This is a genomic window from Streptococcus sp. KHUD_017, assembly GCF_054861245.1.
On the sequence record NZ_CM142175.1, the window covers coordinates 207,428 to 233,501 of the forward strand.

The following is a 26,074-nucleotide window of genomic DNA, read 5'->3' on the forward strand; positions in this document are numbered from 1 at the left end:
AGTAATGAGTATTTGATGAGAAGTTTTTTCTCTAACCTTTCTTCTTCATGTAAAGGAGATTGAGAAGAAGCCCAACAACTGCGAGAGCGATAGCAACGTAGAATGCGGCACTGTAATTTCCATTGTTAGCTGCTGCCATTTGAACCGCAACTTTAGGTGCAAAAAATGCAGCTAAAGAATAACCTGTGAAGACGATACCGTAGTTGACTCCCTGATTAGCAGATCCGTAGTTCTCCATGACAATAGATGGGAAGACACCCATAACACCGCCGAAGCAGATGCCAAGACCGATGATTCCTAGAGTAAAGCCAAATTGACCAGGGACGATAGTTAAGGAGAAGAGCGCCAATACGATAACAGAATAGATAATCAATAAGGTCTTAGAACGACCAATTTTATCAGAGAGTGATCCCCAGATAAAGCGTCCGCTAGAGTTTGCGATTGAATAGAGAGAGACATAGAGAGCTGCTGTACCAGCAGAGAGTCCAAACATGGATTGACCAATTGGGGATGCTTGAGAGGCAATCATCAAACCAGAGAAAGCACCGACAAAGAACATGCTAATAATAATGTAGAATAGTGGACTTTGTAGCATTTCTTTCCAGTTTTTATTAGCAGGTCCTTGTTTAGTCTGTACGGGAGCTTTCCAACCGGCTGGTTGGTAGCCACTTGGTGCAGCCTTGATGAAGAAAATTGCAGCGATAATAACAATAATATAGACTAGCCCAATTGTTCGAAAAGCAAAGAAGGCATCTTGTTTTTGAATGAGACTGCTTGCAACTGGTGACGCGATAACTGCGGCAAATCCCATACCTCCTGTTAGAATCCCAGAAGCTAAACCACGCTTATCTGGGAAAAGGCGAAGAGAATTTGAGAGGGCTCCTGAATAGGAAAATCCTTGTCCGAGACCTGCCATCAAACCGTAGGTCAGATAGAGCATGGCTGGTGAACTTGCATAACCAGTTAGGAAAAAGCCACTAGCAAATAGAAGGGCACCAAGTGCAATTGTCCATTTCACATATCCCTTGTCTACCAGGTAACCTCCAAGAATCATCGGAATCGGTCCGATAGCTGAGTTAATAGCAAATGCGAGCATAATCTCGGACATAGACCAACCTGTTGAGGAGCTTAAAGGTCCAGCAAAAACTGAAAAGGAATAGACAGCACCTGTACAGAGAAGAATAGCAGTTGACGCAGCTAGAACTTGCCAACGATTGAATGTCTCTTTCATAAGAAGACCCTCCTTTAACTTAATACATTTTTCACAAAGACTATAACATAGTTAAAAATGAGGGTCAATACTTTCTAAGAAAATATTGTTAATTTTTTCACTAAGTTATACTAAGATAAGATAAACTGATAGAATAACACAATGTTTTAGTGTCATGAATGTCGAAGATAATTTAAAGTAGTATAATGAAAGTGAATAAAACAAAAAAGGGGGTAGCAAGATGAAATTAGTTGCTATCGTTGGAACAAACTCTGACCGCTCAACCAATCGGAAACTTTTGAAATTTATGCAAAAGCATTTTGCAGATAAAGCCGACATTGAGGTGTTGGAAATCAAACACTTGCCAGCATTTAACGAACCTGAGGACAAGCTGGCGCCTGCCGAAGTTCAAGCTTTTTCAGAAAAAATCCTTGCTGCAGATGGTGTGATTATCTCAACACCTGAATATGACCATACGATACCAGCACCTTTGGCTTCAGCCTTGGAATGGATTGCCTATACTAGTCGCGCTTTGATCAACAAACCAACGATGATTGTCGGAGCTTCTCTTGGATTGCTTGGAACATCTAGAGCCCAAGCGCACTTGCGTCAGATTCTTGATGCGCCTGAACTAAAAGCAAGAGTCATGCCAGGGACAGAATTTTTCCTAGGTCATTCTGAACAGGTGTTGGACGATGACTATAATTTGAACAATCCTGAAAAAGTCGCAGAGTTGGAAGAACATTTTGCAGAATTCCAAAATTTTGTTGAACTAACAAAAGCCTTGGTCAAACCAGAAGATACAAATCGTAAGAAATCTTTCATCTGGGAAGAATGGTTAAAAGCATAAGTATCTCAAGAAAGGAGAATAATCCATGAAATTAGTAGCTATTGTTGGTACCAATGCCAAACAATCCTATAACCGCAGTTTGTTGCAATTTATGCAAAGACATTTTGCAACAAAAGCGGATATTGAGATTTTAGAAATTACCGATGTACCGATGTTCAATGAAACCGATGATCAAACAGATACACCTGTTATTCAGAAGTTTAACAAAGCGATTTCGGAAGCTGATGGTGTCATCATCTCTACACCTGAACACAATCATACAATCCCATCAAGTTTAAATAGTTTGTTAGAATGGTTGTCTTTTAACATTCATCCACTAGATGGGAAACCAACCATGATTGTAGGGGCTTCCTATGATGTTCAAGGATCTTCGCGTGCCCAACTTCATCTTCGTCAGATTCTTGATGCACCCGGGGTAAATGCAACAGTTATGCCAGGAAGTGAATTTTTACTTGGTCGAGCTCATCGAGCATTTGATGCAAATGGAGATTTGATTAATGAGCGAACTGTTGATTTCTTAGATAGCTGTTTCTATCGTTTCCTTCGCTTTGTATCTGTTGCAAACCAACTAAACCTTCCTGAAGAAATCCGATTTGAACCAGGAACTTATCATGTTACAACTGAAGGTCACAATGGTAAATTACCGATGGACGTCACCGTTTCTGAAGACCGTATTGAAAAAATTGAAATCGATTCTTCTGGAGAATCTTCAGGTATTGCAGATGTTGTATTTACCCGTATTCCAGCGGAAATCATTGAGGGGCAAACCTTAAATGTTGATGCGGTGTCAGGAGCTTCTGTGACTTCAAATGGTGTCTTGGACGGAGTTGCGCGTGCGGTTAAACAAGCGGGTGCAAATCCAGATGTTTTACGTAAACGTTCAAAAGCTCCATCTGCTTTGGATAAAGAGGATAAAACTTATCAGGCAGATGTTGTCATCGTCGGAGGCGGAGGAGCTGGTTTAGCTGCAGCAGCTGCAGTCTTGCAAGCTGGTAAGAAGCCGATTATTGTTGAGAAATTCCCAGCAATTGGAGGAAATACGGTTCGTGCAGGTGGTCCAATGAATGCGCCAGATCCAGCATGGCAAGGGACCTTCGCAGCTCATCCAGGTGAGGCACATACGCTTCAAGAATTGATTGCGACAGATGAATCAACGATTGACCCAGAATATTTAGAGGACTTTAGAGCCTTGAAGGTTGAGATTGAGCAGTATTTGCAGGATCCAAGCTATTTGTTTGACTCGACCTTACTTTACCGTATCCAAACCTATATTGGTGGAAAACGAAAAGATTTACAAGGGAATGAAATTCATGGCCAATATGATTTGGTTTCTGTATTGACTGAACGAGCCCTAGAGTCTGTTCGCTGGTTGGAAGATATCGGTGTTGAATTTGTTCGTAGTGAAGTCACAATGCCAGTTGGAGCCCTTTGGCGTCGTGGTCATAAGCCGGTTCAACCAATGGGTTATGCTTTTATCTCGGTTCTACAAAAATATGTTCTAGAAAATGGAGGCACGATTTTGACGGACTCTCCAGTCAAAGAATTGCTTGTAGAAGAAGGGGCTGTCAAGGGTGTCAGAGCAGAAGGCCGAAACGGTCAAACCATCATCGTTCATGCAGATGCCGTCGTTCTAGCTTCTGGAGGATTTGGTGCCAATACCAAGATGTTACAAAAATACAATACCTACTGGACTGAAATTGCGGATGATATTGCCACATCTAATACACCAGCCGTAACAGGGGATGGAATCGTCTTGGGTCAAAGTGTAGGTGCTGACCTAGTGGGTATGGGCTTTAGCCAAATGATGCCAGTATCCGATCCAGTGACAGGTGCTCTCTTCTCAGGACTTCAAGTTCCTCCAGCTAACTTTATCATGGTAAATACTGAAGGGAAGCGATTTGTGGATGAGTACGGTAGCCGAGATAAGTTATCTCAAGCAGCGATTGATAATGGAGGTTTGTTCTACTTGATCGCGGATGACCGCATCAAGGCAACAGCCTACAATACTAGCCAAGAAAAAATCGATGCCCAAGTCAAAGCAGGCACTCTCTACCGTGCAGATACGATAGAAGAATTGGCAGTTCAGATTGGTATGGATCCACAAGTTTTAGCGGATACAATCAAGAAGTACAACTCTTATGTTGATGCAGGATTTGACCCTGAATTTAACAAGGGTAGTTTCGATCTCAAGTGTGAGGTTGCACCGTTCTACGCAACACCAAGGAAACCCGCTGTTCACCATACAATGGGTGGACTCAAGATTGATACTTCAACACATGTTTTAAATGAAAAAGGTCAGATTATCCCTGGTTTGTATGCTGCTGGAGAAGTTGCAGGAGGACTTCATGCAGGTAACCGTCTAGGAGGAAATTCACTTACGGATATCTTTACGTTTGGACGTATTGCAGGTCAAACAGCTGTTCAAGAAAATTGTTAATAATGGATTTAAAATCTTAAGCTAATTTTAAGTATTGTCTTATATCATATAGTTATTAAGTAAAGACCTCCTAACTTTATTTAATGGAAATCCTAAACTTTTCTTTTTCATAATAATCTCCCTAAAGAAGCCACCAAATTCGGTGGCTTTTTTGTTTGTAAGCTGGATTTTTGCTATAATAGGAACATGAGTAGAATTTTAGATAATGAAATCATGGGCGATGAGGAGTTGGTAGAGCGTACCCTCCGTCCCCAATATTTACGTGAATATATCGGTCAAGACAAGGTCAAGGATCAGCTTCAAATCTTTATCGAGGCGGCTAAAATGCGTGATGAAGCGCTGGACCATGTTCTTTTGTTTGGCCCTCCAGGTCTCGGGAAAACAACCATGGCTTTTGTCATTGCCAATGAATTGGGAGTCAATCTTAAGCAGACGTCTGGTCCTGTCATCGAAAAAGCCGGTGATTTAGTAGCGATTTTGAACGACTTGGAGCCAGGCGATGTGCTCTTTATTGATGAGATTCATCGCTTGCCCATGTCGGTGGAAGAGGTGCTATATAGTGCCATGGAAGACTTCTACATTGACATCATGATTGGTGCGGGAGAAGCTAGCCGTAGTGTCCATCTAGACTTGCCACCTTTTACCTTGATTGGTGCGACGACACGAGCTGGGATGCTTTCAAATCCACTTCGTGCACGTTTTGGAATTACTGGTCACATGGAATACTATACCCATGACGACTTGACAGAGATTGTCGAGCGGACGGCAGATATCTTTGAAATGGAAATTACCCATGAGGCAGCTTCGGAGTTGGCTTTACGTAGCCGTGGAACTCCTCGTATCGCCAATCGTCTCCTCAAGCGCGTGCGCGACTTTGCACAGATTATGGGCGATGGCTTGATTGATGATGTGATTACGGATAAGGCTTTGACCATGCTGGATGTAGACCATGAAGGTTTGGACTATGTAGACCAGAAAATTCTCCGCACCATGATTGAAATGTACGGTGGCGGTCCTGTCGGTTTAGGAACACTTTCGGTAAATATTGCTGAAGAGCGTGAGACGGTAGAGGATATGTATGAACCTTACCTGATCCAGAAAGGCTTTATCATGCGAACTCGTTCAGGACGGGTCGCGACTGCTAAGGCCTATGAACATTTAGGGTATGAATACATTGAAAAATAAGATTGAAATCTTAGATTCTTTTAGAGAAAATCATGATATGATGGCTATTCTGACTATCATCCGTGACCTGGAATTGAAAGATTCCTGGTTGGCAGCTGGTTCGGTCCGAAATTTTATCTGGAATCTTTTGTCCGATAAACCAGCCTTTGACCGTGAAACAGATGTGGACGTGATTTTCTTTGACCCAGATGTGAGTTATGAAGAAACGCTGGCTCTAGAGAGCAAGCTGAGAGAGGACTTCCCCCGGTATCAGTGGGAGTTGAAAAATCAAGTCTATATGCACCAACATAGTCCCCACACACCTCCGTATAGAAATTCCTGCGATGCCATGAGTAAATATCCTGAACGTTGCACGGCAGTAGGACTTCGCTTGCATGCTGACGAAACTTTAGAGCTTTTTGCGCCTTATGGTTTGGAGGATATTTTGAACTTTCAGGTTCGTCCAACTCCTCATTTCTTAGAAAATCAAGACCGAATGAAGCTCTATCAAAAGCGTTTATCCAAGAAAAATTGGCGAGAAAAATGGAAAAATCTCATATTTAAAAATACTTAAGGAAACTTTAAGATAGGAGCTGTATACTTATCTCATAAGTTAAGAAGAACTTAACTTATACTCCTAAAACTTTTTCATAATAATCTCCCTATAAAAAAATTAAGTCGCCCAATCAGGCGGCTTTTTTTGTTGCGAACTTGAGGTGAGAATGGTTGCTAATCAAGTGTAAACACCAGAGAAATGTTGACAAAGGTCAAAGATTTCTCTAGTATAAGAAGTAAGGCTAGAGATTTTCTGAGAATAGAGTAAATGGAAGTCCAGTGGTTGAGAAAGAGATGTTGAAAAATGACTAAAAGAATGAAAAACAATAGGAAACTAGTTAATCTAGGATTGTATCAAAACAAAATAGTCTATTATGACTTAAAAGAAAAGAGACTTTACTTTTCAATTCTCGAAAGAACATCTAAGAATCACCATTACTACACTCTTGGACTCACTTTGCTATCTCTCCCCATTATTCGATTGCTGAATGGTTTAACCGTTTTTGATATCCCTACTATCAAATACTCTAGCTTCATTCTATGTACTTGTCTTTCCTTGCTCATAGGGAAATTTGTAGTGGACTACTCTAACAAAGACTTGGACTTATATCCTGCATTATTTACAGATATTGAGTACTCAGAGTTCTTAGAAATAGCAAAGAAAAATGGAACTCTTGCTTTCGTATTTAATAGTATTAGTAGCGTCAGTTTGATAGGCTCCTTGATAGTTTACCTGGTCTATGCAAAGTTTTTAGGATTGCTGATTTATTCTGTTTTCTTGTTCATTCTTTACATCTGTGTGGTCAATAATGTCCATAGGAGGAATAAAGTGATTAAAAAACTAATTTGGTTAACGATTAACTAGCTAAGACCTTTCGTATTTTCCATATGATTTGGTTGCGGAAGACGCGAAAATATAGGAGGGGTTAAAACTAGATATGATTCAGATAGTATAAGTCCTCAAAGGAGATATGATGAAAAGAGATAATATATTTATAGAAGAAAAAATTAATGAACTAATTCAAATTAATAAATCATCCATAGATGAGTGGACTGAAGAATTGGAAAAACTAAAGCAAGGTGTCAATCCATACAAGCGCCCGATAGAAAAAGTTATCAGATCAATACAGCTTGATAACTCTGTTTGCCAAAAAGAAAATATGATAGCCACCTACACTGCAGGATATTCTTTTGAGAGATTCAAAGAAGAGTACCTTAAATATGTCGATAGCCTTCTCCCTATTTGGTATAGTAATTCAGGATATGATGCAATGCTCTGGGCTCTTTCCATTGGTATTTTATTAGAGGTTGATGAAACGACTTTTGATAAATTGGTAGATTTAGTAAGAAAAGATGATCCAGAGGACTATTTGATCGATTACCTTATCCAGTCTCGTCATCCAGAGTGGACAATTCGGATAAACTATAATTTCCCAAGACCTTATGGATTTACCCGAAAGATTATAGAGGAAGAAAATTCTGAAAAGGCTGTATCTCTCTTGAAAGAATACTTGACTAAAAAGTGGTATCAGGGATGTAGAGATGAAGGTTGGTATGATTTGCATAAGCGCAACATTGATAATTATTATGGCTACTGGTCCTTTGAGTCGGGGGCTCTCTGCAAGCTCAAGGGCTTGGATTGCAAGGAATTGGAAGGTGTTCCGTATTTTCCATATGATTTGGTTGCGGAAGTTGAGAAGGAATAGTAAGTCTCGTGGAGTACTATGAATAAAATTTTTAAAAAAGATTGGAGTAAATATGAGTAACAAAGTATCAATTATGCAAGAGATGTTTAAAAAAGAAGATTCAGATGAACTCGTTCCTGCAGTAACCATTATATTAGATGGTCAAATTAGAAATATCATCGACGCTCTTTCAGAATAGAATGGCTATGAAGGTTATCCAGAAGCTATATCAGAAATTCTTTTCAAAGGAATAGAAAGTATGATTAAAAAATAAATCCGGGAAAGCAAATACAAGAAAAAGAGAGCGAAAGGCGCTCTCTTTTTATGATATAATAGCCCTATGAGATTAGATAAATATTTAGTTGCCTGCGCTGTTGGGAGTCGGACTGAGGTTAAAAACTTTCTCAAGTCAGGGCGCGTGACGGTCAATGGTAAGAAAGAAAAATCTGCCAAGCTACAAATCAATGAAGATACGGACGAGATCTGTTTTGACGGTAAAAAATTAGAGTACGAAGAGTTTGTCTACTATATGATGAACAAGCCCCAGGGTGTTATCTCAGCGACTGAAGATCCTAAACACAAGACAGTTTTGGATTTGTTGGATGACTATGCACGTGCCAAGGAAGTTTTCCCAGTAGGGCGCTTGGATATCGATACGCATGGACTCTTGCTCTTGACCAATGATGGCAAACTGGCTCATGCCCTTCTTTCACCTAAACGCCATGTGGATAAAACCTATCTTGCGCAGGTTAAGGGAATCATGACAGATACAGATGTTGAGACATTTGCCAAGGGAATTCCACTCAAGGACTTTACCTGTCAGCCTGCCAAGCTGGAGCTTGTGTCTATTGATACGGAAAAGGAAGAAAGCCTGGTCCGAGTGACCATTGCAGAAGGGAAATTCCACCAGGTCAAACGGATGGTGGCCTACTGTGGTAAAGAAGTTGTGGACTTGCAACGTTTAACCATGGGAACTTTGACCTTGGATGAGGATTTGAAAAGTGGAGAATGGCGTCGTTTAAGCAAGGAAGAGCTAGAAGGCTTGCTTAAAAGTGTTCAATAAACTGGATAATAGGAAAAGGTAGGGGAATGTCCCTGCCTTTTTCAGTTTTTGGTTGCTTCCTTTGTGAAAAGAGTTATAATAGACAGTAAGAAAAAAGGAGGATTTTATGAACGCGATTCAAGAATCATTTACAGATAAATTATTTGCTAACTATGAAGCAAATGTAAAATACCAAGCTATCGAAAATGCTGCCAGTCACAATGGAATTTTTGCAGCCCTTGAGCGTCGTCAAAGCCATGTAGACAACACACCTGTTTTCTCACTTGACTTGACTAAGGACAAGGTCACTAACCAGAAAGCATCTGGTCGTTGCTGGATGTTTGCGGCTCTCAACACTTTCCGCCACAAACTCATCTCTCAATACAAACTTGAAAACTTTGAATTGTCACAAGCCCACACCTTCTTCTGGGACAAGTATGAAAAATCTAACTGGTTCTTGGAGCAAGTCATTGCGACAGCTGACCAAGAATTGACAAGCCGCAAGGTTAGTTTCCTGCTCCAAACTCCACAACAAGATGGTGGTCAGTGGGATATGGTAGTTTCTCTCTTTGAGAAATACGGTGTCGTACCTAAGTCTGTTTATCCAGAGTCTGTTTCATCTAGCAGCAGCCGTGAGCTCAATGCAATCCTTAATAAATTGCTTCGTCAAGATGCTCAAATCTTACGTGACCTCTTGGCTTCTGGCGCAGACCAAGCGACTGTTCAAGCCAAGAAAGAAGACCTCTTGCAAGAAATCTTTAATTTCCTTGCCATGTCACTAGGTCTCCCACCACGTCAATTTGACTTTGCTTATCGCGATAAGGATAACAACTACCAAAGCGAAAAAGGCATCACGCCACAAGAGTTTTACAAGAAATATGTCGACCTTCCACTAGAAGACTATGTTTCTGTGATCAATGCTCCAACTGCTGATAAACCTTACGGTAAATCTTACACAGTTGAGATGTTGGGAAATGTCGTTGGAAGCCGTGCAGTTCGCTACATCAACGTACCGATGGAACGCTTGAAAGAATTGGCCATTGCCCAAATGCAAACAGGAGAAACTGTCTGGTTTGGTTCAGATGTCGGCCAGCTCAGCAACCGTAAAGCAGGAATCCTTGCGACAGATGTCTATGATTTTGAATCAAGCATGGATATCCAACTCACTCAAGACAAGGCTGGACGTTTGGACTACAGCGAAAGCTTGATGACCCACGCTATGGTCTTGACAGGTGTTGATTTGGATGAAAATGGTAAATCAACTAAGTGGAAAGTTGAAAACTCATGGGGAGACAAGGTCGGTACAGATGGTTACTTTGTTGCTTCAGATGCTTGGATGGACGAATATACTTACCAAATCGTTGTACGTAAAGAATTACTAACAGCAGAAGAACGAGCTGCTTACGAAGCAGAACCAATCGTCCTTGCACCATGGGATCCAATGGGTGCCTTGGCAGAATAAATGAGATATAAAAAGAATGTTTCTATAATTTTTAGGGTTGGTGGAAATTTTCCACCAACCCTATTTTAGTGTATACAAAAAGGCCAACATCCATTATATTAAAAGCGCCTAAACCTAAAACAAAAGAATGATGACCATATGAACAATATACTAGAAGCTACACTACAAATCAAAGATAAAAACATTATTTGGGATAATAATGTTCAAGAGAAGATATTAAAAAATAGAAAATCTTTATTTTATTCAGCTACATATACGCATAAACCAGAATTTTGTGCCGTTTGTGGGTGCGTTAGCCAAAATAACAATATAGTTAAAAACGGGACGAAAACTTCTCGTATCACTCTCTGTTCTGTTTCAGGCCTTCCAGCCTACTTAAATCTACGAAATCAGAGATTTCTCTGTAGAGAATGTGGTTCTTCATTTACTGCAGATACTAGTCGAATTGTAGAAAAATACTGTCATATCTCGAAACGATTAAAAAATGAAATTAAGGCAAAAATAAGTGAAACAGTATCTGAAACATATATTGCCAAAGAAACAAATGTTTCAATTCATACCGTTAGACGTATCATAGATGATACAGCACGATTATTAACGATTAAACCATTACATGATTTACCCGAGCATTTGTGTTTTGATGAATTTAAATCCGTCAAATCTTCCGATAGTAATATGAGCTTCATTATTTGTGATAGCACTACACACAAGCTGGTCGATATTGTACGAGATAGAAAATCTTATAGTTTGAAACAATATTTTTATCGTTTTGAGCCTAAGACTAGATTAAAGGTAAAAACCATTTCTATCGACATGTACGTACCATACATTCAATTAATAAAAGAAATGTTTCTTAACGCAAAAATTATCATTGATCCTTTTCACATCGTACAAGCCTTGAATAGAGAATTAAATCGAACTCGGGTACGTGTCATGAATAAGCATCGTTATAAAGACCCTAAATTATATCGAAAGTTAAAACATTATTGGAAGTTAATTTTAAAGAATCCTAATGAACTTCAGAACTATAAATATAATCGTTATAAACTTTTTGAAAGCTTCATAACAAGCAAAGGAATCGTAGATTATATCTTAGAAAATAATCCATCTCTTAAAAATGATTATGAGGTTGTACATTCACTTCGTGAATGTATTCAGGACAGAGATTATATAGAATTCAAGGAAACGATTGAAGCAGCTACGCAATTAGACCTATCTCCTGGTTTAAAAAGAGTATTAAAGACATTAATTACTTACTTGCCCTATATTCAAAATACTTGTGAGTATCCAACTAGAACAAATGGCCCCATTGAAGGAATAAACAATAAAATAAAAGTACTCAAAAGGAATGCTTATGGCTTTAGAAACTATTACCATTTTAGGAACAGGATTATTTTAATAACAAAAATGTTTGGCCCAAAACAAAAAGGAATTAAGCAACAATTAGTTGCTTAATCCCTTCCTAAATTTCTTCATCAACACTATTTGACAAAGAGCCCTTTTTTAGTGCTCAAAATAGCACTCAATTTTAAATGGATTTGGTGTTCAAAAAATATAATCAAATGCAACAAACTAATTTCATTTTTAATAGGCACAATTAATTTTAGAAGATAGTACGAAAAAATATTGACTGTTTTCTTTAGAATGTGTAAAATTTAGATAGATTATTTAAAGTGAGGTTTTTTTATCTTGTCTATATTAAAGAAGAAATTTAATAAGTTTAGTGTTCTATTGAATCTGGTATTAATAGCTATTATAGCTATTGGAGTGCTATTTTTCTTACCTAAGGAACATAAATCAGAAGTCAAATCGTCAATTAATATCGAAAGTATTGAAAAAGTGAATGAAGTTGTATTTTTGAATGCGGGAATTAATGAAATTATTTCTGAAACAAAAACAACTCAAGTTTTTGGGTTTGATGTGCCGTTCTCTAAAAAAGCAGCATTAGTAATTTTAAATTATAACGCTAAATTTGGAATTAAAAGTAGTGTAAAGGTTGAACAAATAAGCGAAAAAGAATATAAGGTTATTGTTCCAAAATTGGAAGTAATTGGTGTTGAACTTTCAAAAGATGATCCTTATGATTTATATGATAGTCATGGAGAGTTATTAAGTGGGACTACAGAAGATGTTGATACTGGGAAATTGGTCACAAACCAACTTTCTAGTGATAAACAAGCAGAGTATTTAGATAAATTTAAGAGTGAAATTAAAGAATCTGCAATCAATTATTATAAAACAATATTTTCTTCAATGGATTCTGAAGTAAAAGTAACTATAGAATTTACAGAATAATTTTTGAAATACAAAACCCTGACCATCTCTGGTCAGCGTTTTGTGTGGTTCTATAATTTTTAGGGTTGATGGAAATTTTCCACCAACCCTATTTTAGTGTATACAAAAAGGCCAACATCCATTAAATCAAAGATGCACACAATGAAGGTGTTACATTCCATTTCTTAGAGAATATTAAAGAAGTATTGCGTGATGAGAGTGGGAAAGTAACTGGTGTAAAGGTTATTACAATGGAACTTGGTGAATCAGATGAAAGTGGAAGAAGATCAACGCATGAAGTGGCAGGTAGTGAACATATTATTCCATGTGATCTTGTCGTTGCAGCAATTGAACAAAAGTAGACTTTAGTGTTCTAGATGAAAGGTAAAAATTTGACTTTCGGTCAACATCAGAATACAATAGAAATAAATAATAACAGGTGATGCATATTTAGGTCCTCAATCTATCGCAACCGCAATTAAAGGCGGGCGAGAAGTTGCGACAGAAGTACATGAATCGTTTAAAGAAAACATATAAATAACTTGTGGTGCCTTTCGTTTTTTTACTGGAAAAATTAAGGAACTATAGTTATAAATACTTAAAGATATTAACATATTAACATGCGTATATTTATAGGAAGATTAAATAGAAATATTTGATATTAGCAAGAATATCTACATCTTATAACATATAGGTATTAATATATTCATAAAATATTAGGAGGAGAAATAATGAACAAGAAACTATTATCAGGCTTATGTGCAGCAGTACTCTTATCAGGTTTAGTAGGATGCGGACCTAAGGAGTCAAAACAAGATACCACAACAAGTACTTCTACAATAGAAACAAAAAATACCACAACAAATAACTCTGAAGTAACTGAGAAGAACTTCAAAGACTTCCCAGAGACAGATGAAAAGTACTTCACATATGAAGAGTGGCAGGAAGGCTACGCAATATATAGTTGTACTTCTGATGACAAGGTTGTTCGTGTACCAAAGACAATTAAGGGCAAACCTGTCATTGCAATAGGCCAACGTGGCATGGCAAATTTGAAGAATTGCGAGGCAATTGTTTTACCGGATACAGTAAGATATTTAGGCGAATCTGCTTTTGTGAATGACAAAGCGTTGAAATATATTGATCTTGGAACCGGAGTGGAAACGGTAGATGAACATGCTTTTCTTGGTGCTAGTTCATTGGAGTCAGTCTCATTTCCGAAGGGTACAAAGTCAATAGGTGATTTGGTGTTTTCGTATTCATCATCACTTAAATCTATCACAATTCCTGAAAGTGTCACAGAAATTACAGCGGCTTTCTATGGAAGAACAACATCTAATTTAGATGTAGAAATTCATACACCAAAAGGTTCTAAAGCAGAAGAAGTAGCTAATAGTATTGGACTAAAAGTAGTAAATGACTAAAGGGGAATAGTATGAACAAGAAACTACTATCAGGCTTAGGGACTGACCCCAAAAAGTGAGAATTTAATAAAAACACCCTAGGGCTACCGTCTTCGGTATTCAACCGGAGACAGGTAGTCCAATTTTTGTTGGATTCTTTTTTCATTAGGTTCTTCATCAACACTATTTGACAAAGAGCCAAAAGAATCAGGTGATAAACCTGATTCTTTTTTGTTTGTATATTCTCACCGAGATTACATGATACCGAAGTAACGAGCTGCGATACCAACTGCAAAGAGTGCAAGGATGATTGTGATTGGAGATACTTTTTTCTTAAGCAACCACATGCAAAGGAAAGTAAGGAGAAGTCCCATCAATCCTGGGATCAATGAGTTCAACTGACCTTGAAGCGTTTGTGGTTGAACGCTATCCAAACTCAAACCGCTAAGTGCTTGGCCGAGGATTCCCTTCAATTCTCCACCTGTAACAGGACCTTCTGGGAAGACGATGTAAGCACCTTCTGACAATTGTTTACCTGGAAGGTTGATAGTGAAGTTGATTGATACCCAACGTTGTACAAGAACGGCAAGGATGAACATACCAAGGATAGAAGCTCCTTTAGTGATGTCTTTCAAGATACCACCTGACATGTCTTTGGTGATTTCAGATCCAGCCTTGTAACCAAACTCTTGTGTATACCAAAGGAAAGACATACGGATTGCATTCCATCCAAAGAAGAAGAGAAGTGGTCCAACGATATTACCAGTTGCTGCAAGTGATGCACCAAGGGCACCAAGGATAGGACGTACTGTAAACCAGAAGACTGGGTCACCGATACCAGCAAGAGGTCCCATCATACCAATCTTAACACCTTGGATAGCAGCATCATCGATGTCAGTACCGTTTGCGCGTTCTTCTTCAAGTGCAAGAGTAACCCCCATGATTGGAGCAGCTACGTATGGGTGAGTGTTGAAGAACTCAAGGTGGCGCTCAAGAGCAGCGGCTTGGTCTTCTTTTTTAGTGTAAAGTTTCTTGATAGCTGGGATCAAAGAGTAAGCCCAACCCAAGTTTTGCATACGTTCGTAGTTCCATGAACCTTGAAGGAATTGTGAACGCCACCAAACTTTTTGGCGATCTGATTTTGATAATTGAATTTTTTCAGCCATGATTGTTCCCCTTTCTAGTAGTCTTCTAGGATATCACCGATTGGATCGTTAGAAGTTGCAGCTCCTCCGCCACCGTTTCCACCTTGTTTAGAAAGGTTGAGGTAGATGAAGGCAAGGGCAACACCGATGACACCAAGGGCAATCAAAGTCAATTGAGAGATTGCTGCAAGAGCAAAACCGATAGCGAAGAATGGCCATACTTCACGAGTAGCCATCATGTTGATAACCAAAGCGTAACCAACGGCAACGACCATGGCACCACCGACAGCCATACCACCTTTAAGCCATTCTGGCATAAGTTCCAATACTCCTTGAACGGCTTCAGTTGGCATTGCAAGCAAGAGTGCAGCTGGGATAGCAATACGTAGACCTTGAAGAGCAAGGGCAAAGTAGTGAGCGCGTTCAACAGCTGCAATGTTTCCTTCTTTAGCAGCAGCATCTGCAGTGTGAACCAAACCAACTGAGATTGTACGAACAATCATAGTCAAGAAAAGTCCAGCTACGGCAAGAGGGATTGCAGTTGCAGTTGCGACTGCGATACCTTCAGTAGTAAAGTTACCACCTTTGATCATGATAATTGCAGCAGCAACAGAAGCAAGAGCCGCGTCAGGAGCTACGGCAGCTCCGATGTTAGCCCAACCAAGGGCGATCATTTGAAGTGATCCACCAAGCATAACCCCTGCTTCGAGGTTACCAGTTACAAGACCGATAAGGGTACATGCTACGATTGGTTGATGGAATTGGAATTGGTCGAGGATACCTTCAAGACCTGCGAAGAAGGCAACAACTACAACCAAGATAGCAGAAATGATTGAAATATCTGACATGGTTTTATTCCTTTTCTATTTAATGTTAATTATTGAACGTTAGCTTTGCTAATCAAGTCAAACAAATCTTTTTTAGTGTCGTTTGGTACTTTACGTACGTCAAATTCAACACCAAGATCACGCATTTTTTCAAATGTAGCAACGTCGTCTTTGTCCATTGACAATACGTTGTTGATCATTGTTTTACCAGTTGAGTGAGCCATTGATCCAACGTTAAGAGTCTTAATTGGCACACCGCCTTCGATAGCACGAAGGGCGTCTTGAGGTGTTTCAAACAAGATAAGGGCGTGTGTGTTACCAAAACGAGGATCTTTTGCAACCTCAATCAATTTTTTGATTGGAACAACGTTAGCTTTCACTCCGTTAGGAGCAGCTTGTTTGATCAACTCTTTACGCAATTCGTCGTTTGCAACGTTATCTGAAGCAACGATGATACGGTCTGCTTTTGAATCTGGTGTCCAAGCAGTTGCGACTTGTCCGTGAAGAAGACGTGTGTCAAGACGAGCAAGATTGATTTTCAATTTACCGTCTCCGATAACTGTTCCTTCTGGGATAGCAGCTTGGGCTACAGGAGCAGCTGCAGCAGTTGCAGCAGTTGCAACTTCCTCAGCTGGGTTTAGCTCTTCTGGAAGAGCCTTGATGCCATCTTTAGCTTCTTTAATGATGTTCGCAGCGACTTTATCCACTCCAGCATTCGCGTCCATAAGACGCTCTGTGTAGGCTTGGATCAACATCGGCAAGTTAAGTCCAGTGATGATGGCAAATTTACGCTCAGGATTTTCTCCCATTACGCGACTAGCTTGGTTAAATGGAGAACCACTCCAAAGGTCAGCCAAGACTAGAACCTCATCTTCTGCGTCAAATGCAGCCACAGCATTGTTGAATTTGGCGTATAAATCATCTGGACCTTCGTTTGGCATAAAGGTTACAACTTGAACCTTTTCTTGTTCACCAAAGATCATAGATCCTGACTGATGAATACCCGCGGCAAATTCACCGTGGCTCGCAATAATGATTCCGATACTCATTATTGTCATTCCTCCTTATAAAATGTTTGACTTGTAGTTTAAGAAAACTTTAAGACTCTTTAAGTATAAACCGTTTTCAGCAAAAAATCAACTACTTATAATAAATCCTAAAAAGTGGAGGGAGAAGGCTGTTTTAGAGATGTTGATATATCAACATCTAGTGGTTTTATCTAGAGAATAGTAAAAAAATTTAATATAAAAAAGTCCTAGTACAGAAATCGACGAACCAAATCGATATCTTATTTCTAGCCCCCTATACTTCAACCATTGGATGCTTAAAGAATGTGGATAGTAAAATGACGTTTTGTCAATAGTGTTCTTGAGCGTTAAAAAAAAAGAACTTTAAGTTCAATAAATTGCTATGTCAAAATTTTATTGCTAAAAAACGAGGTGGGGTCTTTTGTCCCTACCTCGTTTTGGAATTTATTATCTATCTTAATGAGTAAAGTCTAGAACCATGCGACCTTGGATGGTACCAGCAGCCATTTCATCAAAGACAGCAATGGCATCTTCGACAGGCCGTTTTTGAACAATTGGAACAACGAGACCTTCAGCACCAAATTGGAAAGCTTCTTCCAAATCTTTACGTGTACCAACAAGGGAACCGATGACCTGAATACCGTCAAGAACTGTTTTAACGATACTTAGATCCATCATTTCTGAAGGGAGTCCGACAGCTACTACACGACCACCTGCACGAACAGAGTCAACTGCTTGGTTGAAGGCAACTTTTGATACAGCTGTTACGACAGCTGAGTGAGCACCACCGTTTGTTTTTTCTTTGATAAGGCCTGGAACATCTTCGACTTCAAGACCATTAATCACGATATCAGCACCGACTTCTTTAGCTAGAGCAAGTTTATCGTTGTTAATATCTACTGCGATAACGTGAGCGTTGAATACTTTTTTAGCGTATTGAACAGCTAAGTTACCAAGTCCTCCAGCACCATAGAGTACAACCCATTGGCCTGGCTCAACTTTTGCTTCTTTAATAGCCTTGTATGTAGTAACACCGGCACAAGTGATTGAAGAAGCTTGGGCTGGATCGAGACCTTCTGGAACCTTAACGGCATAATCTGCAGTTACGATACATTGTTCTGCCATACCACCATCAACTGAGTAGCCAGCATTTTTTACTGTACGGCAAAGGGTTTCGCGTCCGGTTGTACAATATTCACACATGCCACACCCTTCAAAGAACCAAGCTACGCTGACACGGTCACCAACTTTTAGACTCTTAACATCAGGAGCGATTTCTTTTACGATACCAATCCCTTCGTGACCGAGAACACGTCCTGGAACTTTTCCAAAGTCACCATGGGCAACGTGGAGGTCTGTATGGCAAACACCACAATACTCAACTTCAACAAGTGCTTCGCCAGTTTCGAGCGGACGGAGCACTTTTTCTTCAATAGCAACACCAGTGCTTTCTGGATTTACAACAACAGCTTTCATAGCTATCCTCCTTGGTTAGTAGTTGAGGTGCAGAGGAAAAGGGGCTTGCCTTAAATCGTGATTCAAGTGAAGTCAAATTTGAACTGCCCTCTTTTTTGTTTATATGTGAATTATATCACGATATTTAATATAATGCAAGGAGATTTATGCAAAAATACATGAAATCGCTTAACCGGTTGATGAGACTGTGAAATTTGAACAATGATATCTAACGTATTCGTATAAAATTTCATATAAATAGGAACTTGTTTGGCCTCAAATCTAGGGGGCGAGCTTGCAAACAGATTTTCTAAGATCCATCTCTAGGAGTTTTTGGTATAATAGAGAGTAATTTATTTTCTAGTATGAGAAGTTAGAGTGAGAGGTATGTATGTCCCCTTCAATTCAGTTATTAAAAGACCGCTATTTAAAAAATATCAAAGAAAATCCAGATCTCTACATCGGTATTGAGTTGGAGTTTCCTATCGTTCATACGAAAGGCCAACCTACAGATATTGAAGTCAGCAAGGATTTGTTGCGCTTTTTGGTTGATGCTCTCAGTCTGGAAGTTGAAAAGGTAGACCAGGAGGGCAATCCGATTCAACTTGTAGAACCGTTGAGTCAAGATCGGATTCTGTTTGAAGTTTCCTACACAACCTTGGAATTTGCCTTTGGTAGGGCTCAGAATATCCAAGAGGTTGAAGGACGTTTTCAGGCCTATATGAAGGTAATCCAAGAAAAGCTAGGCGAAAAGAATCATGCTATCCAGGGTTGGGGGATTCACCCAAACTGGAATCAAAATGACAATCGACCTGTGGCTTATCCACGCTATCAGATGCTGATGGATTATCTGAGTATGGGGAGTCACCAAGAAAGTGCGCATTTACATGACTTTCCACAATACGGAGCCTTCATCTGCGGGAGTCAAGTCCAGTTGGATGTTTCGACCGCTAACTACCTACGTGTCATCAATGCTTTCACACAGATAGAGGCAGCCAAAGCTTACCTGTTTGCCAATTCTGAGTTTTCTGGAGCAGACTGGGACACCCAGATTTCACGAGATATTTTTTGGGAAGAATCCATGCATGGAATTTATCCAGAGAACGTCGGCGTCAATGCAAAACTCTTCAAAGATGAGGATGATTTCTTTGATTATCTAGACCGCTCTGCGATTTTTACAGCAGAACGAGATGGGGGAACATATTATTTTTCTCCGATTCGGGCTAGAGATTACCTAGATACTGATGAGATTCCTGCCTATACTCTAAATGGGAAAGAAACTCTTCTTGTTCCTCTAGAAAAGGATTTCCAAACGCACCGTAGCTACCAATTCCAAGATTTAACAACTCGAGGAACGGTCGAATTTCGGAGTGTTTGTACCCAGCCACTAGACCGAACTTTTGCTTCAGCAGCCTTTCATCTAGGTTTGTTGGTGAATCTTGACAAGTTTGAAGCTTACCTAGAAACAGCTCCTTTCTTTGAAAGTTTTGGTCGTGACTACAAGTCTTTGAGAAGACAATTTTCTAAGAAACACCTCACAGATGAAGAAACAGCTGGGATTGTCCAGTTCTCCAAAGATTTGCTAGCGATAGCAGAGCAAGGTCTTAAGATGAGAGGTCAGAGTGAAACGACTTATTTAGAACCTCTGAAAGAAGAATTGGGCCTATAATTTTCTTATAACGGAAGAATTTTCTGAAAAATCATGTTATAATGAATGAGACTATAGATAAAGGATAGAGATTTATGACATTAGTTTATCAATCAACGCGTGATGCGAAAAATACAGTGACAGCCAGCCAAGCGATTTTGCAAGGTTTGGCAACAGATGGAGGCTTATTTACTCCAGTTAGCTATCCAAAGGTTGATTTGGATTTTGACACATTGAAAGACGCTTCTTATCAAGAAGTGGCCAAGCTTGTCTTGTCAGCTTTCTTGGATGACTTTACAGCAGAAGAGTTGGACTACTGTATCACCAACGCCTATGACAGCAAGTTTGATACACCAGCAATTGCCCCTCTTGTAAAACTTGATGGTCAATACAACTTGGAACTTTTCCACGGTTCAACCATTGCCTTTAAGGATATGGCCTTGTCCATCTTGCCATACTTTATGACAACAGCTGCCAAGAAACATGGCTTGGAAAACAAGATTGTCATCTTGACAGCAACATCTGGAGATACTGGGAAAGCTGCTATGGCAGGTTTTGCAGATGTTCCAGGAACTGAAATTATCGTTTTTTATCCAAAAGACGGTGTCAGCAAGGTACAAGAGTTACAAATGACCACTCAAACGGGCGAAAATACCCATGTTATCGCTATTGATGGAAATTTTGACGATGCTCAAACAAACGTGAAACATATGTTCAATGATGTGGCTCTTCGTGAGAAATTGGCAGCCAACAAGCTCCAGTTCTCATCAGCTAACTCTATGAATATTGGTCGTTTGGTCCCACAGATTGTCTATTATGTTTATGCCTACGCTCAGCTTGTTAAAACTGGCGAAATTAATGCAGGTGATAAGGTTAACTTCACCGTACCGACAGGAAACTTTGGAAATATCTTGGCTGCCTTTTATGCCAAACAAATCGGTCTACCAGTCGGCAAGTTAATCTGTGCTTCAAATGACAACAATGTCTTGACAGATTTCTTTAAAACTCGTGTTTATGACAAGAAGCGTGAGTTTAAAGTGACCACTAGCCCATCTATGGATATCTTAGTGTCTTCAAACTTGGAGCGCTTGATTTTCCACCTTTTGGGTAATGATGCGGTTAAGACAGCTGAACTTATGAATGCTTTAAACACTCAAGGTCAGTATGAGTTGACAGATTTTGATGAAGAAATCCTTGACCTTTTTGCAGCTGAGCATGCCACTGAAGCAGAAACAGCTGCAGAAATCAAGCGTGTTTACGAATCAGATTCTTATATTGAGGATCCTCATACAGCGGTTGCCTCAGCTGTTTATAAAAAATACCAAGCAGCGACAGGTGATGCGACTAAGACTGTGATTGCTTCAACAGCTAGTCCATACAAATTCCCAGTCGTTGCAGTAGAAGCTGTGACTGGACAATCAGGTCTTAGTGACTTTGAGGCCTTGGCTCAATTACATGAAATCTCAGGAGTAGCAGTGCCACCAGCAGTTGATGGTCTCGAAACAGCTCCGGTTCGTCACAAGACAATTGTTGCAGCAGCAGATATGCAGGCTGCAGTAGAATCTTATCTAGGACTTTAAAACAGAGGAAGTAAACTCGGTTGGGCAACTAACTGAGTTTCTTTTCATCAGGAGGAAGGATTGTTTAAGAAATATAAAGATATTCTCAACATAGCCCTGCCAGCCATGGGTGAAAATTTCTTGCAGATGCTCATGGGAATGGTGGATAGTTATCTGGTGGCCCATCTAGGTTTGATAGCCATTTCGGGTGTGTCAGTAGCTGGTAATATTATTACCATTTACCAGGCAATTTTTATTGCTCTAGGAGCTGCGATTTCAAGCGTCATTTCAAAAAGTTTGGGGCAGAAGGACCAGTCTAGACTGGCCTACCATGTGACAGAAGCACTCAAAATCACCCTACTCTTGAGTTTATTTTTAGGAGCCTTGTCCATCTTTGCAGGACAAGAGATGATAGGTCTTTTGGGGACGGAAGAAGCGGTCGCTGAAAGTGGTGGACTTTACCTAGCTTTAGTTGGGGGGACAATCGTTCTCCTGGGCTTGATGACTAGTCTGGGTGCCTTGATTCGTGCTACTCATAATCCTCGGCTGCCGCTCTATGTGAGTCTCTTGTCCAATGCCTTGAATATTGTCTTTTCAAGTGTCGCCATTTTTATCCTTGATATGGGGATAGCTGGTGTAGCTTGGGGGACTATTTTGTCTCGTTTGATCGGGGTTGTAATTTTGTGGTCACAATTAAAACTTCCATATACGAGGCCAAGGTTTGGACTGGACAAAGACTTGCTGACCTTAGCTTTACCTGCAGCGGGAGAGCGTCTCATGATGCGAGCTGGAGATGTGGTTATTATTGCCCTAGTTGTTTCCTTTGGGACAGAGGCTGTCGCAGGAAACGCGATTGGTGAAGTCTTGACTCAATTTAACTACATGCCTGCTTTTGGTGTTGCTACGGCAACAGTTATGCAGGTAGCACGAGCAGTAGGGGAGAATGATTGGACAAGGGTGGACAGACTAAGTAAGCAAACTTTTTGCTTGTCTTTCTTTCTCATGTTGCCCTTAACGCTTAGTATCTATGCTCTCGGGACACCACTAAGCTATCTCTACACCAGCGATCCTGTGGCTATCAAAGCCAGTGTTTTAGTGACTCTTTTTTCACTTTTAGGGACTCCTATGACAACGGGAACGGTCATTTATACAGCTGTCTGGCAAGGTTTGGGAAATGCTCGACTTCCCTTTTATGCGACAAGTATTGGAATGTGGTGCATCCGTATTGGGACTGGTTACCTGATGGGAATTGTTCTTGGATGGGGTTTGCCTGGTATCTGGGCAGGAACGCTTTTGGATAATGGTTTCCGTTGGATTTTCCTGCGCTATCGTTACAAATCTTATATGACATTGAAAGGATAAGAAATGCAAGAAACGGCTTTTATTTGGGATTTAGATGGAACCTTACTGGATTCTTATGAAGCCATCTTAGCAGGAATTGAGGAAACCTATCGTCAGTTTTCTCTTCCTTACAATAAGAAAGAAGTTCGAGCTTTTATCTTGAAATACTCTGTTCAGGATTTGCTGGTGCAAGTGGCAGAAGAAAGAGGCTTGGATGCTGATAGGCTCAATCAAGTTCGTGCTCAGAGCTTGGCTGAAAAGAATGCCCAGGTCATCTTGATGCCGGGGGGGCGCGAGGTTTTAGCCTGGGCAAATCAGCAAGGAATTCAGCAATTTGTTTACACCCACAAAGGCGATAATGCCTTGACTATTTTACGAGATTTGGGCTTGGATGTTTATTTCACAGAAATCTTGACTAGTCAAAGCGGTTTTGCTCGTAAACCAAGTCCAGAAGCAGCGACCTACCTTATCAGCAAATACCATTTAAAACCAGACCGCACCTATTATATAGGGGACCGTACTTTGGATATCGAGTTTGCTCAGAATAGTGGCATTCAGAGTATCAATTTCCTTGGAGCTCCGGTGGATTGCAATCATCAGATTTCTTGTTTAGCGGATATTCCTTCTCTCTCTTTATGAAAGTTTTATGAAAGAGAATATGTCAGCTTTGTGACAAAATTCATACGAACTATTTCAATTAATGTGCTTTGTTACAGAGTTTAGACAGTTTTATTAAATAGCCCCCAAAGGGCTTTTTTAATTTTTTCTTTATGTTATGATAGACAGGTACTACATTTGAAAAGGAGTTTGAATAGTATGAAGAAACGAATTATTTTAGCATCAACAGTGGCTCTATCACTTGCCCCTACCTTGGCAACTCAAGCAGAAGAAATTGTATGGTCGCCACGTACAGTTGAGCAAATTCAAAACGATGTTGCTAAAAGTGAAAACAAAACAAGTTACACAATCAAGTACGGAGATACCCTAAGCACGATTGCAGAGGCCTTGGGAGTGGACTTAAATGTCCTTGCAAACTTGAACAAAATCACTAATATTGATTTGATTTTCCCAGAAACTGTACTGACTACAACTGTTAACGACAATGAAGAAGTAACAGAGGTTGAGGTTTATACACCTCAAGAAGTTGGTTCTGATGTAGCAAGTGCAACAGCAGATTTGACAACGAATCAAGTAACGGTAGATGAACAAACTGTTCAAGTCGAAGATTTGACACAACCAGTTGAAGAAACCGAAGCTGTAGCAGAAACTACAGTATCGTCAGAAGAAGCAACAACAGAAGTTGTAACAGAAACACCTGCTGCTGAGGAAACAGCTACCACAGTTGAAGAAGCAACAACAGAAGTTGCAACACCGGCAGAAGAAGCAACAACAGAGGCTACAACGCCTGTAGTGGAAGAAACAACTACAACAGAAGCTACTACTGAAGAAGTAACAGAAGCTCAATCAGCTCCAGCAACTTATCAAGCTGAATCAAGCCAAGGTGCATCAGCAACTTATACAGCGCCAGCGGCTCCTGATTATGCAAGTATTGCAGCTTCAAAATCAGAAAATGCAGGTCTCCAACCACAAACAGCGGCATTTAAAGAAGAAGTTGCGAACTTGTTTGGTATCACATCATTTAGTGGTTACCGTCCAGGAGATCCAGGTGACCACGGAAAAGGTCTAGCGATTGACTTCATGGTCCCAGTTAGATCGGCTCTCGGTGATCAAATTGCAGATTATGCTATCCAAAATATGGCTAGCCGTGGCATCAGCTACATCATCTGGAAACAACGTTTCTACGCATCATTTGATAGCAAATACGGACCAGCTTACACTTGGAATCCAATGCCAGACCGTGGTAGCGTAACAGAAAACCACTATGACCACGTTCACGTATCTATGAACTAAGAATAATAAGAAGCTATACATTTAAAAGTGTAGCTTCTTTTTTTATAAAAATAGTATTTACAAGTGAAAAAAAATATCAAACATGATAAAATGTAAGCGAATACAAAACTATACCGGCAATTTTAAGCATAGAGAGAAAGGATGATAAAGATGACAAACCGATTAAAAACTCCATTTGAGAAAACAAGAGATGATTTTGAAGAGGAATTTTGTGGTGAAATTGTCGAACTCTTGATTTTTACCCTCCAAAATGTAAATGGAGCTGCTTCATTAAAAGATGGTTGTCTCATGCCGTCCGTTCATTTTAAAGCTAGTGTCAATGTCGCAACCCAGGAGTTCTCTGAACTTGAAGGACGTTTGGAATGGCTCCTGACTAAGGAAGAATTTGAAGAAAAGCATTGGGGTTTTAGCTTTGAGCCCTACAAAGTTCACCGTATCAAATGTCAAAAACGTCCCTTCATGGAGTTAGAGCCTTATATGTCAGAAGTTGCTAACAACTGCTACCATTTGCTGGAATATTTAGATGACCAATCCACGGATGCTAGATTAGAGACCTTGATTGAAACCTATCAAAAACCAGTCATCATTCAAGACGATATTGGTGAATTCACCTTAAATAGAGCCTATTCTTGGTTTGAAGGCTTCATCACTTATGAGGGCGGTAAGATTCATGCTATCTTTGTTGCGGATGCAGATGAAAGTCTTCCTCCAAGTTCTTTCGATGATCTAAAGAAATTTATGGAAACCTTCCAAGTCCAAGATGCTCGGATTAAAGACTATATTGTCAAAGAACTGTGGGAAGCAGCTCAAGACTGGATAGATTCGGATGAAAATGATGTGGAGTTAACAGAAGAGTATTTCACCAACTCTCTTTCCTTGAGTGAACTATCGATCAACGAAGATGGGGAATTGACCCTCTACTATGATGATAGCGAGGAAATTTTTGCAGGCCATGCCATTGAAGTCGTCATTGATAAAGAGGGAGAAATCCTTCGAGCAGATTTGGTAGGTTAGTGCTGGATTTTATCTAGAATATAAGAAACATAGCCTTTTGGGATTGAAACCAAGAGGCTATGTT

23 protein-coding genes are annotated in these 26,074 nt (G+C 39.9%); 17 read left to right on the plus strand and 6 right to left on the minus strand.

All coding sequences use genetic code 11. The annotated features are described in order from the left end of the window. Window positions 1–31 precede the first annotated feature (31 nt). Entirely contained in the window at window positions 32–1,231 is a 1,200-nt protein-coding gene (locus ACVAMZ_RS01015; protein ID WP_461684784.1) for an L-lactate MFS transporter, read from the minus strand. Between the two features lie 220 nt (window positions 1,232–1,451). Between ACVAMZ_RS01015 and ACVAMZ_RS01020 the strand changes: the two genes are divergently transcribed. The 11 genes from ACVAMZ_RS01020 (at window position 1,452) to ACVAMZ_RS01070 (ending at window position 14,103) form a co-directional block, all read left to right on the plus strand. Beyond that, the gene (locus tag ACVAMZ_RS01020) at window positions 1,452–2,060 is read left to right on the plus strand and encodes an NADPH-dependent FMN reductase (protein ID WP_461684785.1); all 609 of its coding nucleotides are present in this window, start codon (window positions 1,452–1,454) and stop codon (window positions 2,058–2,060) included. Window positions 2,061–2,085: 25 nt separating this feature from the next. After that, window positions 2,086–4,497: a flavocytochrome c gene (locus ACVAMZ_RS01025; protein WP_461684786.1), complete on the plus strand. Its 2,412-nt coding sequence runs from the start codon at window positions 2,086–2,088 to the stop codon at window positions 4,495–4,497. Window positions 4,498–4,683: 186 nt separating this feature from the next. Then, complete coding sequence (gene ruvB / locus ACVAMZ_RS01030) at window positions 4,684–5,682, plus strand: Holliday junction branch migration DNA helicase RuvB (RefSeq protein WP_006151318.1); 999 nt, start codon at window positions 4,684–4,686, stop codon at window positions 5,680–5,682. After that, window positions 5,663–6,235, plus strand: a complete 573-nt coding sequence (locus ACVAMZ_RS01035) for a nucleotidyltransferase family protein (protein ID WP_461684787.1) — start codon at window positions 5,663–5,665, stop codon at window positions 6,233–6,235. Before ruvB ends, ACVAMZ_RS01035 begins: the two co-directional genes overlap by 20 nt. 952 nt (window positions 6,236–7,187) lie before the next feature. After that, window positions 7,188–7,922 (plus strand): PoNe immunity protein domain-containing protein, encoded by a 735-nt coding sequence (locus ACVAMZ_RS01040; RefSeq protein ID WP_461684788.1) that lies wholly within the window; start codon window positions 7,188–7,190, stop codon window positions 7,920–7,922. Between the two features lie 52 nt (window positions 7,923–7,974). Beyond that, window positions 7,975–8,100 carry a hypothetical protein gene (locus ACVAMZ_RS01045; RefSeq protein WP_461684789.1) on the plus strand — a complete coding sequence of 42 codons (126 nt, stop codon included), beginning with the start codon at window positions 7,975–7,977 and terminating at the stop codon, window positions 8,098–8,100. Between the two features lie 141 nt (window positions 8,101–8,241). Next, entirely contained in the window at window positions 8,242–8,964 is a 723-nt protein-coding gene (locus ACVAMZ_RS01050; RefSeq protein ID WP_461684790.1) for a pseudouridine synthase, read from the plus strand. 106 nt (window positions 8,965–9,070) lie between these two features. Next, window positions 9,071–10,405, plus strand: a complete 1,335-nt coding sequence (gene pepC, locus ACVAMZ_RS01055) for an aminopeptidase C (protein ID WP_006152794.1) — start codon at window positions 9,071–9,073, stop codon at window positions 10,403–10,405. A gap of 138 nt (window positions 10,406–10,543) precedes the next feature. After that, window positions 10,544–11,860, plus strand: coding sequence for an ISL3 family transposase (locus ACVAMZ_RS01060; protein WP_461684791.1), 1,317 nt, complete (start codon window positions 10,544–10,546; stop codon window positions 11,858–11,860). Between the two features lie 234 nt (window positions 11,861–12,094). After that, window positions 12,095–12,700, plus strand: coding sequence for a DUF4230 domain-containing protein (locus ACVAMZ_RS01065; protein WP_004250641.1), 606 nt, complete (start codon window positions 12,095–12,097; stop codon window positions 12,698–12,700). Between the two features lie 710 nt (window positions 12,701–13,410). After that, a complete protein-coding gene (locus ACVAMZ_RS01070) occupies window positions 13,411–14,103 on the plus strand; it encodes a leucine-rich repeat domain-containing protein (RefSeq protein WP_461684792.1) in 693 nt (230 codons plus the stop codon). A gap of 83 nt (window positions 14,104–14,186) precedes the next feature. Here the strand turns inward: ACVAMZ_RS01070 and ACVAMZ_RS01075 are convergent, their stop codons facing one another. The 5 genes from ACVAMZ_RS01075 to adhP form a co-directional block, all read right to left on the minus strand. Continuing rightward, window positions 14,187–14,276, minus strand: a complete 90-nt coding sequence (locus ACVAMZ_RS01075) for an IS3 family transposase (protein WP_367400507.1) — start codon at window positions 14,274–14,276, stop codon at window positions 14,187–14,189. A 60-nt stretch (window positions 14,277–14,336) separates the two neighbouring features. Next, window positions 14,337–15,248, minus strand: coding sequence for a PTS system mannose/fructose/sorbose family transporter subunit IID (locus ACVAMZ_RS01080; RefSeq protein ID WP_006151300.1), 912 nt, complete (start codon window positions 15,246–15,248; stop codon window positions 14,337–14,339). 14 nt (window positions 15,249–15,262) lie between these two features. Further along, complete coding sequence (locus tag ACVAMZ_RS01085) at window positions 15,263–16,075, minus strand: PTS mannose/fructose/sorbose transporter subunit IIC (RefSeq protein WP_006151319.1); 813 nt, start codon at window positions 16,073–16,075, stop codon at window positions 15,263–15,265. Between the two features lie 29 nt (window positions 16,076–16,104). Continuing rightward, window positions 16,105–17,103: a PTS sugar transporter subunit IIB gene (locus tag ACVAMZ_RS01090; RefSeq protein WP_371620852.1), complete on the minus strand. Its 999-nt coding sequence runs from the start codon at window positions 17,101–17,103 to the stop codon at window positions 16,105–16,107. A 435-nt stretch (window positions 17,104–17,538) separates the two neighbouring features. Continuing rightward, window positions 17,539–18,558 carry an alcohol dehydrogenase AdhP gene (gene adhP / locus ACVAMZ_RS01095; protein WP_214262664.1) on the minus strand — a complete coding sequence of 340 codons (1,020 nt, stop codon included), beginning with the start codon at window positions 18,556–18,558 and terminating at the stop codon, window positions 17,539–17,541. A 370-nt stretch (window positions 18,559–18,928) separates the two neighbouring features. Between adhP and ACVAMZ_RS01100 the strand changes: the two genes are divergently transcribed. The 6 genes from ACVAMZ_RS01100 to ACVAMZ_RS01125 all read left to right on the plus strand — a co-directional run bounded on the left by ACVAMZ_RS01100 (window position 18,929) and on the right by ACVAMZ_RS01125 (window position 26,010). Next, a complete protein-coding gene (locus ACVAMZ_RS01100; RefSeq protein ID WP_461684793.1) occupies window positions 18,929–20,206 on the plus strand; it encodes a gamma-glutamylcysteine synthetase in 1,278 nt (425 codons plus the stop codon). A gap of 74 nt (window positions 20,207–20,280) precedes the next feature. Next, window positions 20,281–21,765: a threonine synthase gene (gene thrC / locus ACVAMZ_RS01105; RefSeq protein WP_461684794.1), complete on the plus strand. Its 1,485-nt coding sequence runs from the start codon at window positions 20,281–20,283 to the stop codon at window positions 21,763–21,765. A 60-nt stretch (window positions 21,766–21,825) separates the two neighbouring features. After that, the gene (locus ACVAMZ_RS01110; RefSeq protein ID WP_461684795.1) at window positions 21,826–23,106 is read left to right on the plus strand and encodes an MATE family efflux transporter; all 1,281 of its coding nucleotides are present in this window, start codon (window positions 21,826–21,828) and stop codon (window positions 23,104–23,106) included. Window positions 23,107–23,109: 3 nt separating this feature from the next. After that, window positions 23,110–23,724 carry an HAD family hydrolase gene (locus tag ACVAMZ_RS01115; protein ID WP_461684796.1) on the plus strand — a complete coding sequence of 205 codons (615 nt, stop codon included), beginning with the start codon at window positions 23,110–23,112 and terminating at the stop codon, window positions 23,722–23,724. A gap of 177 nt (window positions 23,725–23,901) precedes the next feature. Further along, window positions 23,902–24,996, plus strand: coding sequence for a LysM peptidoglycan-binding domain-containing protein (locus tag ACVAMZ_RS01120; protein WP_461684797.1), 1,095 nt, complete (start codon window positions 23,902–23,904; stop codon window positions 24,994–24,996). 150 nt (window positions 24,997–25,146) lie between these two features. Beyond that, window positions 25,147–26,010 (plus strand): DUF2262 domain-containing protein, encoded by an 864-nt coding sequence (locus ACVAMZ_RS01125; protein ID WP_461684798.1) that lies wholly within the window; start codon window positions 25,147–25,149, stop codon window positions 26,008–26,010. The last annotated feature ends 64 nt before the right edge of the window (window positions 26,011–26,074 follow it).

What these genes read in the sequence shown, in the direction of transcription:
- ACVAMZ_RS01015 (WP_461684784.1), bottom strand. Translation starts at nt 1,231, where the DNA reads ATGAAAGAGACATTCAATCGTTGGCAAGTTCTAGCTGCGTCAACTGCT.
- ACVAMZ_RS01020 (WP_461684785.1), top strand. Translation starts at nt 1,452, where the DNA reads ATGAAATTAGTTGCTATCGTTGGAACAAACTCTGACCGCTCAACCAAT.
- ACVAMZ_RS01025 (WP_461684786.1), top strand. Translation starts at nt 2,086, where the DNA reads ATGAAATTAGTAGCTATTGTTGGTACCAATGCCAAACAATCCTATAAC.
- ruvB (WP_006151318.1), top strand. Translation starts at nt 4,684, where the DNA reads ATGAGTAGAATTTTAGATAATGAAATCATGGGCGATGAGGAGTTGGTA.
- ACVAMZ_RS01035 (WP_461684787.1), top strand. Translation starts at nt 5,663, where the DNA reads ATGAATACATTGAAAAATAAGATTGAAATCTTAGATTCTTTTAGAGAA.
- ACVAMZ_RS01040 (WP_461684788.1), top strand. Translation starts at nt 7,188, where the DNA reads ATGATGAAAAGAGATAATATATTTATAGAAGAAAAAATTAATGAACTA.
- ACVAMZ_RS01045 (WP_461684789.1), top strand. Translation starts at nt 7,975, where the DNA reads ATGAGTAACAAAGTATCAATTATGCAAGAGATGTTTAAAAAAGAAGAT.
- ACVAMZ_RS01050 (WP_461684790.1), top strand. Translation starts at nt 8,242, where the DNA reads ATGAGATTAGATAAATATTTAGTTGCCTGCGCTGTTGGGAGTCGGACT.
- pepC (WP_006152794.1), top strand. Translation starts at nt 9,071, where the DNA reads ATGAACGCGATTCAAGAATCATTTACAGATAAATTATTTGCTAACTAT.
- ACVAMZ_RS01060 (WP_461684791.1), top strand. Translation starts at nt 10,544, where the DNA reads ATGAACAATATACTAGAAGCTACACTACAAATCAAAGATAAAAACATT.
- ACVAMZ_RS01070 (WP_461684792.1), top strand. Translation starts at nt 13,411, where the DNA reads ATGAACAAGAAACTATTATCAGGCTTATGTGCAGCAGTACTCTTATCA.
- ACVAMZ_RS01080 (WP_006151300.1), bottom strand. Translation starts at nt 15,248, where the DNA reads ATGGCTGAAAAAATTCAATTATCAAAATCAGATCGCCAAAAAGTTTGG.
- ACVAMZ_RS01085 (WP_006151319.1), bottom strand. Translation starts at nt 16,075, where the DNA reads ATGTCAGATATTTCAATCATTTCTGCTATCTTGGTTGTAGTTGTTGCC.
- ACVAMZ_RS01090 (WP_371620852.1), bottom strand. Translation starts at nt 17,103, where the DNA reads ATGAGTATCGGAATCATTATTGCGAGCCACGGTGAATTTGCCGCGGGT.
- adhP (WP_214262664.1), bottom strand. Translation starts at nt 18,558, where the DNA reads ATGAAAGCTGTTGTTGTAAATCCAGAAAGCACTGGTGTTGCTATTGAA.
- ACVAMZ_RS01100 (WP_461684793.1), top strand. Translation starts at nt 18,929, where the DNA reads ATGTCCCCTTCAATTCAGTTATTAAAAGACCGCTATTTAAAAAATATC.
- thrC (WP_461684794.1), top strand. Translation starts at nt 20,281, where the DNA reads ATGACATTAGTTTATCAATCAACGCGTGATGCGAAAAATACAGTGACA.
- ACVAMZ_RS01115 (WP_461684796.1), top strand. Translation starts at nt 23,110, where the DNA reads ATGCAAGAAACGGCTTTTATTTGGGATTTAGATGGAACCTTACTGGAT.
- ACVAMZ_RS01120 (WP_461684797.1), top strand. Translation starts at nt 23,902, where the DNA reads ATGAAGAAACGAATTATTTTAGCATCAACAGTGGCTCTATCACTTGCC.
- ACVAMZ_RS01125 (WP_461684798.1), top strand. Translation starts at nt 25,147, where the DNA reads ATGACAAACCGATTAAAAACTCCATTTGAGAAAACAAGAGATGATTTT.